Source organism: Bacteroides celer, from assembly GCF_002632415.2.
In the GTDB taxonomy this organism is placed as follows: domain Bacteria; phylum Bacteroidota; class Bacteroidia; order Bacteroidales; family Bacteroidaceae; genus Bacteroides.
Genome location: NZ_CP178209.1, coordinates 3,285,774 through 3,301,038, shown reverse-complemented (window position 1 = coordinate 3,301,038; position 15,265 = coordinate 3,285,774). Strand labels below are relative to the sequence as shown.

At 42.7% G+C, this 15,265-nt stretch carries 10 protein-coding genes, 6 tRNA genes and 1 pseudogene; 13 read left to right on the top strand and 4 right to left on the bottom strand.

What is annotated here, in order from left to right; all coding sequences use genetic code 11:
• Positions 1 to 63: 63 nt before the first annotated feature.
• From nspC to nagA (CJF29_RS13385), 9 genes are all read left to right on the top strand, one after another.
• Positions 64 to 1,203 (top strand): carboxynorspermidine decarboxylase, encoded by a 1,140-nt coding sequence (gene nspC, locus CJF29_RS13425; protein ID WP_074557025.1) that lies wholly within the window; start codon positions 64 to 66, stop codon positions 1,201 to 1,203.
• Positions 1,204 to 1,321: 118 nt separating this feature from the next.
• Positions 1,322 to 1,394, top strand: a tRNA-Gly gene (locus CJF29_RS13420).
• Between the two features lie 34 nt (positions 1,395 to 1,428).
• Positions 1,429 to 1,510 (top strand) — tRNA-Leu (locus CJF29_RS13415).
• A 23-nt stretch (positions 1,511 to 1,533) separates the two neighbouring features.
• A tRNA-Leu gene (locus CJF29_RS13410) sits at positions 1,534 to 1,617 on the top strand.
• Positions 1,618 to 1,636: 19 nt separating this feature from the next.
• Positions 1,637 to 1,709: transfer RNA gene (locus CJF29_RS13405), tRNA-Gly, on the top strand.
• Positions 1,710 to 1,741: 32 nt separating this feature from the next.
• Positions 1,742 to 1,826, top strand: a tRNA-Leu gene (locus CJF29_RS13400).
• A 34-nt stretch (positions 1,827 to 1,860) separates the two neighbouring features.
• Positions 1,861 to 1,936: transfer RNA gene (locus CJF29_RS13395), tRNA-Gly, on the top strand.
• Positions 1,937 to 2,127: 191 nt separating this feature from the next.
• On the top strand, positions 2,128 to 3,294 hold the full coding sequence (nagA, locus tag CJF29_RS13390) for an N-acetylglucosamine-6-phosphate deacetylase (RefSeq protein WP_099145913.1): 1,167 nt from the start codon (positions 2,128 to 2,130) through the stop codon (positions 3,292 to 3,294).
• Between the two features lie 21 nt (positions 3,295 to 3,315).
• Entirely contained in the window at positions 3,316 to 4,491 is a 1,176-nt protein-coding gene (gene nagA, locus CJF29_RS13385) for an N-acetylglucosamine-6-phosphate deacetylase (RefSeq protein WP_099145912.1), read from the top strand.
• A gap of 149 nt (positions 4,492 to 4,640) precedes the next feature.
• Here the strand turns inward: nagA (CJF29_RS13385) and CJF29_RS13380 are convergent, their stop codons facing one another.
• Positions 4,641 to 5,003 carry a thioredoxin family protein gene (locus CJF29_RS13380; RefSeq protein WP_004310042.1) on the bottom strand — a complete coding sequence of 121 codons (363 nt, stop codon included), beginning with the start codon at positions 5,001 to 5,003 and terminating at the stop codon, positions 4,641 to 4,643.
• Positions 5,004 to 5,238: 235 nt separating this feature from the next.
• Here CJF29_RS13380 and CJF29_RS13375 point away from each other — a divergent pair, with 235 nt between their 5' ends.
• Genes CJF29_RS13375 through CJF29_RS13365 form a run of 3 tightly spaced genes read left to right on the top strand, consistent with a single transcriptional unit; the run spans position 5,239 to position 10,761 of the window.
• Positions 5,239 to 6,504, top strand: coding sequence for a TolC family protein (locus tag CJF29_RS13375; protein ID WP_099145911.1), 1,266 nt, complete (start codon positions 5,239 to 5,241; stop codon positions 6,502 to 6,504).
• 22 nt (positions 6,505 to 6,526) lie between these two features.
• The gene (locus tag CJF29_RS13370) at positions 6,527 to 7,621 is read left to right on the top strand and encodes an efflux RND transporter periplasmic adaptor subunit (protein ID WP_099145910.1); all 1,095 of its coding nucleotides are present in this window, start codon (positions 6,527 to 6,529) and stop codon (positions 7,619 to 7,621) included.
• Positions 7,622 to 7,635: 14 nt separating this feature from the next.
• On the top strand, positions 7,636 to 10,761 hold the full coding sequence (locus CJF29_RS13365) for an efflux RND transporter permease subunit (RefSeq protein WP_099145909.1): 3,126 nt from the start codon (positions 7,636 to 7,638) through the stop codon (positions 10,759 to 10,761).
• An 89-nt stretch (positions 10,762 to 10,850) separates the two neighbouring features.
• Here CJF29_RS13365 and CJF29_RS13360 read toward each other — a convergent pair whose 3' ends face one another.
• Positions 10,851 to 12,182, bottom strand: a complete 1,332-nt coding sequence (locus CJF29_RS13360; protein WP_099145908.1) for a sensor histidine kinase — start codon at positions 12,180 to 12,182, stop codon at positions 10,851 to 10,853.
• Between the two features lie 23 nt (positions 12,183 to 12,205).
• Positions 12,206 to 12,880 (bottom strand): response regulator transcription factor, encoded by a 675-nt coding sequence (locus tag CJF29_RS13355; RefSeq protein ID WP_099145907.1) that lies wholly within the window; start codon positions 12,878 to 12,880, stop codon positions 12,206 to 12,208.
• A gap of 118 nt (positions 12,881 to 12,998) precedes the next feature.
• Between CJF29_RS13355 and CJF29_RS13350 the strand changes: the two are divergent.
• Positions 12,999 to 13,376: pseudogene (locus CJF29_RS13350) on the top strand (hypothetical protein).
• A 178-nt stretch (positions 13,377 to 13,554) separates the two neighbouring features.
• Here the strand turns inward: CJF29_RS13350 and CJF29_RS13345 are convergent.
• A complete protein-coding gene (locus CJF29_RS13345) occupies positions 13,555 to 15,219 on the bottom strand; it encodes a long-chain fatty acid--CoA ligase (protein WP_099145906.1) in 1,665 nt (554 codons plus the stop codon).
• Positions 15,220 to 15,265: the final 46 nt, after the last annotated feature.

Below are 15,265 nucleotides of genomic sequence, written 5' to 3'. Positions count from 1 at the left end.
GCTTTTGAATTTGTATTTTTGCATCCACGTTCGTAAGGCGTTATTTTAGATAATAATTTATATATGATAGATTTTAATCAGTTCCCTTCTCCTTGTTACATCATGGAAGAAGAGCTTTTAAGAAAGAACCTGTGTTTGATAAAAAGCGTGGCCGACAGGGCGGGAGTGGAGATCATTCTTGCTTTTAAGTCATTTGCCATGTGGCGCTCTTTCCCCATATTCCGTGAATATATAGATCATTCTACGGCAAGTTCGGTGTATGAAGCCCGTTTGGCATTGGAAGAGTTCGGCAGCAAGGCGCATACATATTCTCCTGCTTATACGGAACAGGATTTCTCGGAAATCATGCGTTGCAGCAGTCATATCACATTCAACTCAATGCAGCAGTTTGAACGCTTCTATCCGATGGTGGTTGCAGAAGGAAGTGGCATCTCTTGTGGCATCCGCGTAAATCCTGAATATTCGGAAGTGGAAACCGAACTTTATAATCCATGTGCACCCGGCACACGTTTTGGGATAACAGCCGATTTGCTGCCTGAAGCATTACCGCAAGGTATTGAAGGCTTTCATTGTCATTGTCACTGTGAATCTTCTTCTTATGAGCTGGAACGTACATTGGAACATCTTGAAGCTAAATTTGCCCATTGGTTTCCACAGATTAAATGGTTGAATCTGGGTGGTGGACACCTGATGACCCGTAAGGACTATGATACCGAACATTTGATAAGACTGTTGCAAGGATTAAAAGCACGCTATCCTCATTTGCGCATTATCCTGGAACCCGGTTCGGCCTTTACCTGGCAGACGGGAGTGCTGACTTCCGAAGTGGTGGATATTGTGGAAAGTCGTGGTATCAAGACGGCTATTTTGAATGTTAGTTTCACTTGCCACATGCCGGATTGTCTGGAAATGCCATATCAACCTGCCGTGCGTGGTGCAGAGATGGGAAATGAAGGAAAATATATTTATCGTCTCGGAGGAAATTCCTGTTTGAGCGGTGATTATATGGGACTGTGGAGCTTCGATCACGAGTTGCAAATCGGAGAGCGTATCGTGTTCGAAGATATGATTCATTATACGATGGTCAAGACAAATATGTTTAACGGAATTCATCATCCTGCCATTGCCATCTGGACAAAAGAGGGGAAAGCTGAAATATACAAGCAATTTTCTTATGAAGATTATCGTGACCGAATGAGTTGATAATCAAAATGATTGTTTTGCGGTAGGTGCAAAGTGAACAGATTTCTGTGAAAAAAGTAGGCAGAATGTTTGCAGGTTTACGGAAAATCCCTACCTTTGCAACCGCAAACGAAAAAATGCGGAAATAGCTCAGTTGGTAGAGCATAACCTTGCCAAGGTTAGGGTCGCGAGTTCGAGTCTCGTTTTCCGCTCATGTTTCTTTGAAATGTTGGAACAATAATCTTTGCCCAGGTGGCGGAATTGGTAGACGCGCACGTTTCAGGTGCGTGTGTCGAGAGGCATGCAGGTTCGAGTCCTGTTCTGGGCACAAAGGTTAAACTTTAAAATTATGGAGAGGTGGCGGAATTGGTAGACGCGCTACTTTGAGGTGGTAGTGACAGAAATGTTGTGGGAGTTCGAGTCTCCTCCTCTTCACAGTTTATGAAAGTGAAATGCGGAAATAGCTCAGTTGGTAGAGCATAACCTTGCCAAGGTTAGGGTCGCGAGTTCGAGTCTCGTTTTCCGCTCTTGTTTCTTTGAAATAATGGAACTAAGTTTTGCCCAGGTGGCGGAATTGGTAGACGCGCACGTTTCAGGTGCGTGTGTCGAGAGGCATGCAGGTTCGAGTCCTGTTCTGGGCACCAATCTTTCAGATTTCTGAATGACGAAATTTAGTTTGCGGAAATAGCTCAGTTGGTAGAGCATAACCTTGCCAAGGTTAGGGTCGCGAGTTCGAGTCTCGTTTTCCGCTCCATATAAGATGAGGTTGTCAGTCGATAAGATTGGCAACCTTTTTTTTGTATAATATTGGAAGTTTACCGGACGATTGCATCGATAGATTGAACGGAAAAGCGTAATTTTGCAAACGAAAAAATCAATGTACTCCCCCCAAAAAAGAGCGTCATTGATTCACACAGACCTTTAATTAATTTAACTATTTGTGATATGTTAACACAGATCATTAATGCACGCATCCTCACCCCGCAAGGCTGGTTGAAGGATGGGTCAGTTCTTATTCGTGACAATAAAATTCTGGAAGTAACTAATTGTGACCTTGCAATTATCGGAGCCAAACTGATTGATGCCAAAGGAATGTATATTGTTCCGGGAGGTGTAGAAATCTATGTTCATGGTGGCGGTGGAAGAGACTTTATGGAAGGCACGGAAGAGGCTTTCCGGACAGCAATCAAAGCTCATATGCAGCATGGCACTACCAGTATTTTTCCTACTCTTTCTTCTTCTACCATTCCAATGATCCGTGCCGCTGCGGAAACTACTGAAAAAATGATGGCGGAGCCTAATAGCCCTGTGCTCGGACTTCATCTGGAAGGACATTATTTCAATATGGCGATGGCAGGTGGACAGATTCCCGAAAATATCAAAGATCCCGATCCCGAAGAATATATTCCGTTGCTGGAAGAAACTCATTGTATCAAACGTTGGGATGCCGCACCGGAACTTCCCGGAGCCATGCAATTTGGTAAATATATCACAGCGAAAGGGGTGTTGGCTTCGGTAGGACATACCCAGGCAGAATTTGAGGATATACAGACAGCCTATGAGGCGGGATATACGCATGCCACTCATTTTTATAATGCAATGCCGGGATTCCATAAACGGAAAGAGTACAAGTATGAAGGTACGGTAGAAAGTATTTATCTGATTGATGATATGACAGTGGAAGTGGTGGCAGACGGTATTCATGTGCCTCCAACAATCTTGCGCCTTGTATACAAGATAAAAGGAGTGGAACGCACTTGTCTGATAACGGATGCATTGGCTTGTGCGGCCAGTGATAGTCAGGTGGCTTTTGATCCGCGTGTGATTATCGAGGACGGAGTATGTAAGCTGGCAGACCATTCAGCACTGGCGGGAAGTATTGCAACGATGGATCGACTGATTCGTACCATGGTGCAGAAGGCGGAAATACCTTTGGAGGATGCCGTGAGAATGGCCTCCGAAACTCCTGCCCGGATTATGGGAGTACTCGACCGTAAAGGAACGCTGGAGCGTGGCAAGGATGCCGATATAATTGCTTTAGACAGAGACTTGAATGTGAGAGCTGTATGGGCGATGGGAGAACTGGTGGAAGGCACCAATAAACTGTTTTAAATCTAATAAATAACGAAAACTATGTTGACTCAAATAATAAATGGAAGAATATTGACCCCGCAAGGCTGGTTGAAAGATGGTTCCGTATTGATTTGTGATGGAAAAATATTAGAGGTGACCAACAGTGATTTGGCGGTTATCGGTGCAACGGTTATTGATGCCAGAGGGATGACGATTGTGCCCGGATTTGTAAGTATGCATGCACATGGAGGTGGCGGACATGATTATACGGAAGCAACGGAAGAAGCATTCTGCACGGCAACTACTGCACATCTGAAACATGGTGCTACCGGGATATTTCCTACATTATCATCTACCTCGTTCGAAAGAATCTACCAAGCAGTTGATGTCTGTGAAAACCTGATGAAAGAGAAGGATTCTCCTATTCTTGGCCTGCATATCGAAGGTCCTTACCTGAATCCGAAGATGGCGGGAACACAGTATGACGGTTTTCTGAAAACTCCGGATGAAAACGAATATATTCCTTTATTGGCGCGTACGTCTTGTATCAGACGTTGGGATATTAGTCCCGAACTACCCGGTGCACATGATTTTGCAAAGTATACCCGTTCGAAAGGAATTATGACTGCCGTAACACATACGGAAGCCGAATATGATGAAATCAAGGCTGCGTATGCAGTGGGCTTCTCTCATGCTGCCCATTTTTATAATGCGATGCCGGGTTTCCATAAACGTCGTGAGTATAAATATGAGGGTACGGTGGAGAGCGTATATTTGACGGATGGGATGACAGTGGAAGTGATTGCAGATGGTATTCACTTGCCTGCCACGATTCTAAAATTGGTTTATAAGTTGAAAGGTGTAGAGAATACGTGCCTCGTTACCGATGCTTTGGCTTATGCTGCTTATGAAGGGAATGAACCGATTGATCCTCGCTATATCATAGAGGACGGCGTATGTAAGATGGCAGATCATTCTGCATTGGCCGGTAGCCTGGCTACGATGGATGTATTGGTTCGCACCATGGTGAAGAAAGCAAATATACCTTTGGAAGATGCCGTGCGTATGGCTTCTGAAACTCCTGCCCGTTTAATAGGAGTGAGTGACCGGAAAGGGGCGTTGGCAAAGGGAAAGGATGCTGATATTGTGATTCTTGATAAGGAACTGAATGTACGATGTGTATGGTCGATGGGAAAGATTGTTCCGGGAACTGATATTCTGTTGCATAAAGAATAGTTGAAATAATCCCCAAAGAGAGTCCGGATCCGGAATGTAGTATATACTACTTCCGAATCCGGACTTATTGTAAAAGCAAATGTTCAGTATGATATTAAGAGCCCGGTGGTTTATCATCATCAGAAGCTTTCCGGACTTTTAATGTATTTCTATTCTGAAAGCAAACTGCTTTCTATCAGTTCTTTCAATTGGTTTTTATTCATTGTACCTAACTTCATTGTCGGTTTGCCGTTCAGCGGGCAAAGTAACAGGTTGGGAATGGTGCGGATTTTAAATGCACTTTCCAATTCCGGTTCCTGATCGACGTCTACTTTATAAATATCTAATTTCCCTTCGTATTCTTTAGCCAGTTGGTCTAATATAGGCGATAACGCTTTGCAATAGACGCACCACGGGGCATGAAAATCGACCAGGCAAGGTTTATTCCCTTTGAAGTTCCAGTTATCAGGATAAGATTGATAATCAGCTACCTTCTCTACAAAACTATCTTTGGTTAAATCTATTATTTTCATATATTCTATTTTTAATGGTTCATTTCATTTTCTCTACTGCAAAGATAGGGAAGTTGGGATAAAAGAAGGATAGCCATTTTTCCTGTTGTGTTTACAATTCTTCCTTTATGGCTATTTTCTAATCAAATTCTAATCTGATATGAGAGGCTTATAATGGCTTTTTCCCGTCTCTCCGGCTATAGAATTGTAATTTTGCCGCGACAACTACAATAAGGTAATAAAGATAAATATAGTAATGAACAGAGTATTTCTAATTTCTTTTTTTCTTCTGCTGACAGGAGGAATATGCGCGCAACAGGCTACCACAGGAGCATTAACGCTGAAAGAGGCGGAACAACGTTTTCTGGAACGTAACTTATCGCTGATAGCCGAACGGTACAACATTGATATGGCACAGGCACAAGTGCTGCAAGTCAAATTATTTGAGAATCCGGTAATCTCGTTAGAACAGAATGTTTATAACCGCCTGAACGGAAAGTATTTTGATTTTGGTAAGGAGGGCGAAATGGTTGTGGGGATTGAACAGGTAATTCGTCTTGCCGGACAACGGAATAAGCAGGTGAAACTGGAGAAAATCAACAAAGAAATAGCAGAATATCAGTTTGAAGAGGTGATGAGAACACTTCGTCAGGAGCTGAATGAGAAGTTTGTACAAGTCTATTTTCTCTCGAAATCCATATCCATTTATGAGAAGGAAGTGAATTCTCTGCAAGAGTTACTTGCCGGAATGAAACTGCAACAGGAGAAAGGAAATATTTCATTGATGGAAATGTCCCGTCTGGAATCTATGCTGTTCTCTTTGAAGAAAGAGAAGAATGAACGGGAAAACGAGTTGTTAACCCTTAGAGGGGAACTTAATGTCTTGTTAAATCTTCCGGGAGACACGATGGTTGAGTTATCACTGGATGAAGAGGTGTTGAAGCAATTGGATTTGTCTCAACTATCGTTCGCCGACTTGAAAGCGATGGTGAATGAACGGCCGGATCTCAAAATTGCCCGGAGTACGGTCAGTGCTTCCCGTGCAAATCTGAAATTGCAGAAATCAATGGCATTTCCGGAATTTTCGGTGAATGGTAGTTATGACCGTGCCGGAAACTTTATCAATAACTATTTTGCAATAGGAGTGAGCTTGTCAGTACCTATTTTCAACCGCAACCAGGGAAATGTGAGAGCTGCCCGTTTTAGTATCCAGCAGGCAGGAGCGGAACAGGAAAATGCGGCTAACCGTGCGGATATGGAGCTTTATACCGCTTATGCTTCGTTGGATAAAGCTGTTCAGCTTTATCAATCTACCAATATGGAACTGGAACGTAACTTCGAAAAACTGATAGCAGGAGTGAATGAGAACTTTAAGAAACGAAATATCAGCTTGTTGGAGTTTATCGATTACTATGACAGCTATAAAGAAACTTGTATTCAGCTACATGAAATAAAGAAAGATGTTTTCCTGGCGATGGAAAACCTGAATACAACTATCGGACAAACTATATTGAACTACTAATATTCATAAATTATCAAAGACTATGAACTGGAATAAATTCCTTCCTTGCATATTGTTTACTACCGTATTGGGAGCATGCTCCGGTAAAGGAGAACAAACGAATGTTGAACCGGCTGCCTTATGCCTGACAGATAGCTTATTGAGGATTGTATCTGTCGATACGGTTCACGTTCAAGAGGTGATTGACGAACTGACATTAAACGGGCGGGTCACTTTTGATGAGAATCAGGTGGCACATGTATATCCGATGTTTGGAGGTACGGTAACGGAACTGAAGGCTGAAATAGGAGACTTTGTTCGTAAGGGAGATGTGTTGGCAGTCATCCGCAGTGGAGAAGTGGCAGATTATGAAAAGCAATTGAAGGAGGCGGAACAACAATTATTACTGGCACGCAGAAATATGGATGCTACGCAGGATATGTATGCTTCCGGGATGGCTTCGGATAAAGATGTACTTCAGGCGAAGCAGGAGTTAATAAGTGCCGAAGCCGAAGAAAGAAGAATAAAGGATGTTTTCTCTATTTATAATTTCTCCGGAAATGCTTATTATCAGCTGAAATCTCCCGTTTCGGGGTTTATTGTGGAGAAACAAATCAGCAGGGATATGCAGTTGCGTCCGGATCAGAGTGAAGAGCTGTTCACGATTTCGGGGTTGTCAGACGTATGGGTGATGGCGGATGTGTATGAAAGCGATATCAGTAAGGTTTCCGAAGGTGCCTCCGTACGCATTTCTACGTTGGCTTATCCGGATAAGATGTTTGCCGGTACGATTGATAAGGTGTATCATTTGTTGAATAGTGAAAGTAAAACGATGAATGTCCGTATCAAATTGAAGAATGAAGAATATTTATTGAAACCGGGGATGTTTACGAATGTAAGTGTGAAATGTAAAGCGGATGGAACTTCCATGCCTCGTATCGATGCTCATGCACTGGTATTTGAAGGAGGAAAGAATTATGTGGTCATGGTGGAGCCGGATCAACGTTTGCAGGTGAAAGAGGTGGATGTGTACAAGCAGTTGAGCAAGGAGTGCTATATCCGTTCGGGACTTTCAGAGGGAGACAGAGTGCTGAATAATAATGTATTGTTGGTATATAATGCGTTGAATGCAGATTAAAAACAGAAAATAGTATGCACAAATTCATAGATAATATAGTGGCTTTCTCGCTGAAAAATAAATTCTTTATTTTCTTCTGTACAGCGATTGCCGTTATAGCCGGAGCTGTTTCCTTTAAACATACTCCGATAGATGCTTTCCCGGATGTGACAAATACGAAAGTGACGATTATCACGCAATGGCCGGGACGTAGTGCCGAAGAGGTAGAGAAGTTTATCACCATTCCTGTTGAGATTGCGATGAATCCCGTTCAGAAGAAAACGGATATTCGTTCTACCACTCTTTTCGGACTTTCTGTCATCAATGTAATGTTTGAAGATCGTGTCGATGATTTCACCGCACGTCAACAGGTATATAATTTATTGAATGATGCCGACCTTCCGGACGGGGTAACTCCGGAAGTACAACCTCTGTATGGACCAACGGGGGAAATATTCCGTTATACGCTTCGTAGTGACAAGCGCAGTGTGCGGGAACTGAAAACGATTCAGGATTGGGTGATCGAACGTAATCTCCGTTCGGTATCCGGCGTAGCGGATATTGTGAGCTTCGGCGGGGAGGTGAAGACGTTTGAGGTAAGTGTGAATCCTCACCAGTTGATTAATTATGGCATTACCTCTTTGGAACTGTATGATGCGATAGCTAAAAGTAATATCAATGTAGGAGGAGATGTTATCACTAAAAGTTCGCAAGCTTATGTGGTTCGTGGAATCGGTTTGATTAACGATCTGGATGAATTGAGAAATATCGTAGTAAAAAACATCAATGGCACTCCGATTCTGGTGAAGAATCTTGCCGATGTACACGAATCCTGTTTGCCTCGTTTGGGACAAGTGGGCCGAATGGATGAAAATGATGTTGTACAGGGGATTGTAGTCATGCGGAAAGGAGAGAATCCGGGTGAGGTGATTGCCAACCTGAAAGATAAAATAGAGGACTTGAATCAGAATGTACTCCCGAAAGATGTGAAGATAGTGGCATTCTATGACCGGGAGGACTTGGTGAATCTGGCGGTAAAGACTGTGACGCATAATCTGATTGAAGGAATATTATTGGTTACGTTTATTGTATTGATCTTTATGGCAGATTGGCGGACTACCGTGATTGTTGCTGTCGTTATCCCATTAGCCCTTTTGTTCGCATTTATCTGTTTACGGGTGATGGGAATGTCCGCCAATCTGCTTTCTATGGGAGCCATAGACTTCGGTATTATTATTGATGGGGCCGTGGTGATGGTGGAAGGAGTGTTTGTGGCTTTGGACAAGAAAGCGAGGGAAGTGGGGATGCCTGCTTTTAATGTGATGTCTAAAATGGGTTTGATCCGTAACACGGCAAAAGACAAGGCGAAAGCGGTTTTCTTCTCCAAATTGATTATCATCACTGCATTGATTCCTATCTTCTCTTTCCAGAAGGTAGAAGGAAAGATGTTCTCTCCTTTGGCATACACGCTGGGCTTTGCATTGTTGGGAGCTTTGATCTTTACATTGACATTGGTTCCGGTGATGTCTTCCATGTTACTGAAAAAGAATGTTCGTGAGAAAAATAACCATTTTGTCCATTTTATCAATGCGAAGTGTTCGGCTCTTTTTGATTTATTCTATGCGCACAGAAAACTGACCATCGGAATGGCAACCGTAATAGCGGGTGTCGGATTATGGCTTTTCTCTTTCCTGGGTACGGAGTTCCTTCCGCAGTTGAATGAGGGATCTATCTATATTCGTGCTACCTTGCCACAAAGCATTTCGCTTGATGAATCGGTGACTCTTGCCAATAAAATGAGAAAGAAACTATTAACGTTTCCGGAAGTGCGGCAAGTGCTGTCGCAAACCGGACGACCGAATGACGGTACAGATGCTACCGGATTCTATAATATCGAGTTCCACGTTGATATCTATCCCGAAAAGGAATGGGAGAGCAAGCTGACAAAATTGGAACTGATTGATAAGATGCAGGAGGATTTATCCATTTATCCCGGCATTGACTTCAATTTCTCACAACCGATTACCGATAATGTGGAGGAAGCTGCTTCCGGTGTGAAAGGATCTATTGCGGTGAAAGTGTTTGGTAAAGACTTGTATGAGTCGGAGAAATATGCGGTTCAGATTGAAAAAATTCTTAGTACGGTTCAGGGAATTGAAGACTTGGGTGTGATTCGGAACATCGGTCAGCCGGAGCTTCGTATAGAGTTGAATGAACGCCAATTGGCGCGTTATGGGGTTGCTAAGGAAGATGTGCAATCAATTATCGAAATGGCTATTGGCGGAAAATCGGCTTCACTGTTGTATGAGGATGAGCGGAAGTTTAATATCATGGTAAGATACAGCGAACAATTCCGTCAGAATGAAGAGGAGATAGGTAAGATATTGGTTCCGGCGATGGATGGAACGATGGTACCTATCAAAGAATTGGCAGATATAACGACGATTACGGGACCGTTATTGATATTCCGTGATAATCACGCTCGTTTCTGTGCGGTGAAATTCTCGGTGAGAGGTCGTGATATGGGTACGGCAGTTGCCGAGGCGCAGAAAAAGGTGAATGCTTCCGTACATCTGCCGGCAGGCTATTCGCTGAAATGGACGGGCGATTTTGAGAACCAGCAACGTGCCACGAAACGTCTGGCACAGGTTGTCCCTATCAGTATTGCTATCATTTTTATCATCCTGTTTATTCTATTCTCTAATGCGCGGGATGCGGGACTGGTATTGCTGAATGTACCGTTCGCTGCCGTGGGTGGTATTGTGGCTCTTCTGATAACGCAGTTCAACTTCTCCATTTCTGCCGGTATCGGTTTTATTGCCTTGTTTGGTATTTGTATTCAGAACGGGGTGATTATGATTTCCGATATAAAGGCGAATCTAAAACTCGGCTCGCCTTTGGAGAAAGCCACTAAGGAAGGAGTGCGCTCGCGTATCCGCCCTGTGATTATGACAGCGGCAATGGCAGCTATCGGTTTGATGCCCGCTGCCATGAGTCATGGAATTGGTTCGGAATCACAGCGTCCGTTGGCGATTGTCATTATCGGTGGATTGATAGGAGCGACTTTCTTTGCTCTGTTTGTCTTTCCTCTTATTGTGGAAGTGGTATATGAACGAATGTTATATGATAAAAATGGAAAGTTATTGCAAAGACGTATTTAGTTCATTTCTATCCTGTGAAAAAAACTCTCATAGATTAAATTTGTAGGTTTTCAGTAGGTAGAGGGAGAAAGGAATGAAAGAAGGGTGAATTAAAAAATCACCCGTACTTTTGTTCCTTTTTCTATTTCTGAAAATATATCCAACTTTGCGTGATAAGCAGAGATGATTTTCAGGGTCAGGCTAAGTCCGATGCCTTGTCCGGCATAGTCCCGGGTATTACTGCCCCGATAGAAAGATTGGAATATATGTTCTATTTCTTCTTGCGGAATACCGATTCCCCGGTCTTCTATATCAAGAATGACTTGTTGTTGCTCCCGGTAGAGAGTCACATTTACTTCTTTATCAGAATATTTGCAGGCGTTATCTATTATATTTTTTAATGCTATCTTCAACAGATATGGATTGGCTTTTACAGTCATCTGCGGGTCTGTCTCTTCCAAATGAAGATGGATTCTCTCATCGGAAGCTGTCAACTCTTTTAATATATCGGCCAGAATAATCTCTTCAATATTGTTTTTCAGGAGTTCTTCTTCTTGTCGTGAAAGAAAAAGAAGATGCCGGATCAGACTGGATAACCGTTTGCTTTCTGAAGAAATTCGTTGAAGGGATTCAATGTATTCTCCCGTGCTTCTTTCTTTCAGCAGACTGATTTCACATTCTCCCTGAATGGCAGTAATCGGATTGTTCAACTCATGTGAAGCATGACTGACAAAGGACTTTTCTGCCTTGAATGCACTGTCCAAACGGTCGAGCATACTATTTAATGTCTTTATCATGTCCTCCAGTTCGTCATTATTGCCAGTAGTCTTTAATCGGCGGTTCAGACTGTTGGCACGTATTCTTTTCAATTCCTTTAGTATGTGTTGCAGGGGAACCAGAATACGGCCGGAATATATTTTTCCGATAAAAAAGATCAGGACGGAACTGGCTAAGATGAGAAATATGGAAAGCAACAATAAGTGTTCCTTGATTTCTGTTCCGTAGGCATTCCGGGACATGACGAGTACGATAAAGTTGCCTTCATTATCCGGATAATAAAGGGCGGCTCCCAGTTGATCCTTATATTTGAAGGAGAAAGGGATGCTGTCCTGTCCTGCCAGCAGAAGAGCCTGCTGGTGTTGCGTGAGGTATTTATTCAGTGTATCACGTACTTCGGAAAGACTGTCCATATTTAAAAGAATCTCATGGGCTTCAGGCAGGAGTTCGTCATATTTGCGTTGGATAATCTGGTAGCTCTGTTCGTCTACTTCATCTTTTTCCCAATGCTTCTGTGCGGTCAGGTAGGCTTTTTCACGCAGGTAAGAAGCATAGAGCTTATTGATGTACTGCGTACTGAAAATATAAAATACAGCAATGATAATGACAGTAGTCAACACACTGATTAACGTATAGAAAAGAGCTATTTTGGAACCTATTTTCATAGCCGGGATTAGTGTTGGTGAGTTTAAGTATTCATGATATATCCTAATCCTACGACTGTATGGATTAGTTTTTTATCAAAGTCACGATCAATCTTTACCCGGAGATAATTTACGTAAACATCTACGATATTGGTATTGGTATCAAAATTCTTGTCCCATACATCTTTGAGCAGAGTGATACGTGAGAGGGCAACCCCTTGATGAGTCATGAAATATTCGAGCAGGCGGTATTCTTTAACAGTAAGGTCAATGTCTATGTCACCCCTTTTGGCTTTTCGGGTATTGCAGTCCAATACCAGGTTATCGCAAGTCAATAGATTGGAAGGGACTTCTTTGTTGCGTCTCAACAGGGCTTTGATGCGTGCTTCCAGTTCCTGGAAACTAAAAGGTTTGACGAGATAATCATCTGCTCCCGCATCCAGTCCTTTGACGATGTCTTCGGTTGTTCCTAAAGCTGTCAGCATGATTACCGGGATTTGATACCCGAACATTTGGCGATAAAGGCGGCAAAGCTCCAAACCATTTATTTTAGGCATGATAATGTCCAGTATTAAAAGGTCGAAAGGTTCGTCCTGAAGGATTTTCCAACCCGTATCCCCGTCATGGCAGACGCTTACCGAATGCCCGAATTCTTTGAGTCCCCGTTCGATGAAAGAGGCGATATTAATTTCATCTTCAACCAATAGTATCTTTGCCATAATTCAGATTGTTTATGTGCAAAGATACTTTTTTCCTGGCATCCGGAGAAAGAAATCTGCGCTACATTTAAGTGTTTCTTCTTTTTGAGTTGTACTATATACAAACAATAGATATGCTATGAAAATAAATTGTGTCATTGGAGCTTTTCTGTGTGCTGGGATGTTACGGGTGTAGCAGTCCGAAAACAGAAGTGAAATCACCGGACGGTCATATCAAAATGGCTTTAACAGTAGACGACAACGGCAAACCGTTATATAATGTTTTAGTAGGTGACTCATTGTTGATTGAAAATAATGAAGGCCATCCGGTTTTCCAGTTCTTCCGCGACTTCGATCCGGATTGTGACGAATCGAAAGCATTGGCAGGAGAACCGGGTGAATTTGTAGCCATCGTGCGTAAAGCAAAGGGGAACTATTTTCTGAAAATACGTTGAACATACGAATGGCTGCCGGAGGCGGACAGGCTATTTCATTTATAGCACTTAAAAAAGACTGATTGATTATAAAGTTAGACTGTTAATAATGGAAATAGGATTCGTTTTTAGGTAGAAAGATAGAAAACAGGTAGTATAAATAAAGTTGGTTAGAGGTTAGAAAAAAACGGTGGACAGTGTTGAGGCTGTCCACCGTTTTTGTTTTTATTTGCGAGAATACTTATTTTATTATTTGAGATATTATCCCTTTGCTTCCTGATACATAAAGCGTTTGATTGACTTTTTCGCAGTCTTTTCAAATTCTTCAAAATGGATTTTAATCTTGCTTATTTGAGAATAGTTAGGAAGCTGTTGATTCAATTCGATACGGTTTTGCTCCATTACTTTCTGAATATCCGTCTGCTGCAATCCATGAGCGAAAGCATCGTCGAAATCCGGGTAGATCAGGGCTACCAGCTTTTCGTGCTGTAAGACGATCAGTGACTCCGAAACATACGGCATGTTGTTCAGCTTGCTTTCAATTTCTTCGGGATAGATATTCTGTCCGCTAGAGGTGAGAAGCAGGTTCTTGCTACGTCCGCGGACTGTCACATAACCCTCTTCATCCAACGTACCGAGGTCACCGGTATGCAGCCAACCGTTAGCATCAATAATTTGTGCCGTAGCTTCCGGATTTTTATAATACCCCAGCATCATATTCATTCCTCTGCATACGATTTCTCCGGCGTGTGTTTTCGGGTCCGGTGAGTCTATGCGGACTTCCATCCGGCTGGTTGCCTTTCCGCAGGAAGCAAGTTTCAGTGTTTCCCAACGGCTGGAACAAATAATCGGACCGCATTCCGTCATACCGTAAGCGATGGTGTAGGGGAACCCTATCTTTTTAAGGAAATCCTCTACTTCCGCATTGAAAGGAGCACCTCCGATAATAATCTCGTCAAAGTTTCCACCGAAGATTTCCATGGCAGCCTGTCGTGCCAATGATTTGATTTTATCATTCACAATAGGCACTTTCAGTAATAACTTGCCGATTTTGCTGTCTACTTTAGGAAGAATGTCTTTCTTGATAATCTTTTCCACAATCAACGGTACACAAGAAATCACTCTGGGTTTGATTTCGGAGAAAGATTGGGAAATGATTTTCGGAGACGGCATACGCGTCAGGAAATAGATGTGTGCACCTGCAGAGAATCCGTAAAGGAAATCATATACCATACCGAACACGTGTCCCATAGGCAACATGGAAACGATATGGTCTCCCGGTTTAACGGGAAGCATTTCGAAGCAATAAGCCACGTTCGACCAAAGACTGCGATAGGGGAGCATCACTCCTTTAGAGTAACCTGTGGTACCGGAAGTATAGTTGATGATAGCCAGTTCTTCCGGACGATCTTTCCGGTAACAAATATGTTCCGGTCGAAAGTTCTTGGGATACTGTTGACCGTAAATAGCGTTCCGTTGTTCAAAAGCGTAAGTGAGTTTTTCGTTCCGGGACACTAATGCCGAGAAATCAGCCAGCGAAGCGATGCCCTCTAACAAAGGCATGGCATCTTCATTCAGGTTCTCCCATGCCTGGTCGCCGACGAAAAGTAATTTGGCTTCGGAATGGTTGACGATATTATGAATATTATCTGCCTTGAATTCATGCAAAATGGGAACAATAACAGCTCCGTAAGTGATGGTCGCCAGGAAAGTAACTGCCCAGTGAGCACTGTTACGTCCGCAAACGGCTATTTTATCTCCCGGCTGGATGCCGGCACTTTCCAAGACGATGTGAAATTTAGCGATTTTACGCGCTACATCCTTATATTGGAGGGTAATTCCTTTATAGTCAGTTAAGGCATCTTTGTCCCAGTTTTTGATGATGCTTTGCTCAATATAATCAATGAACTGATGTTCTTGTTCCATTCGATTTTTGCACATTTAGTTTAAAACTGCGCAAAATTAATACTTC

What these genes read in the sequence shown, in the direction of transcription:
- CJF29_RS13370 (WP_099145910.1), top strand. Translation starts at nt 6,527, where the DNA reads ATGAACTGGAATAAATTCCTTCCTTGCATATTGTTTACTACCGTATTG.
- nagA (WP_099145912.1), top strand. Translation starts at nt 3,316, where the DNA reads ATGTTGACTCAAATAATAAATGGAAGAATATTGACCCCGCAAGGCTGG.
- CJF29_RS13345 (WP_099145906.1), bottom strand. Translation starts at nt 15,219, where the DNA reads ATGGAACAAGAACATCAGTTCATTGATTATATTGAGCAAAGCATCATC.
- CJF29_RS13375 (WP_099145911.1), top strand. Translation starts at nt 5,239, where the DNA reads ATGAACAGAGTATTTCTAATTTCTTTTTTTCTTCTGCTGACAGGAGGA.
- nspC (WP_074557025.1), top strand. Translation starts at nt 64, where the DNA reads ATGATAGATTTTAATCAGTTCCCTTCTCCTTGTTACATCATGGAAGAA.
- CJF29_RS13365 (WP_099145909.1), top strand. Translation starts at nt 7,636, where the DNA reads ATGCACAAATTCATAGATAATATAGTGGCTTTCTCGCTGAAAAATAAA.
- CJF29_RS13360 (WP_099145908.1), bottom strand. Translation starts at nt 12,182, where the DNA reads ATGAAAATAGGTTCCAAAATAGCTCTTTTCTATACGTTAATCAGTGTG.
- CJF29_RS13355 (WP_099145907.1), bottom strand. Translation starts at nt 12,880, where the DNA reads ATGGCAAAGATACTATTGGTTGAAGATGAAATTAATATCGCCTCTTTC.
- CJF29_RS13380 (WP_004310042.1), bottom strand. Translation starts at nt 5,003, where the DNA reads ATGAAAATAATAGATTTAACCAAAGATAGTTTTGTAGAGAAGGTAGCT.
- nagA (WP_099145913.1), top strand. Translation starts at nt 2,128, where the DNA reads ATGTTAACACAGATCATTAATGCACGCATCCTCACCCCGCAAGGCTGG.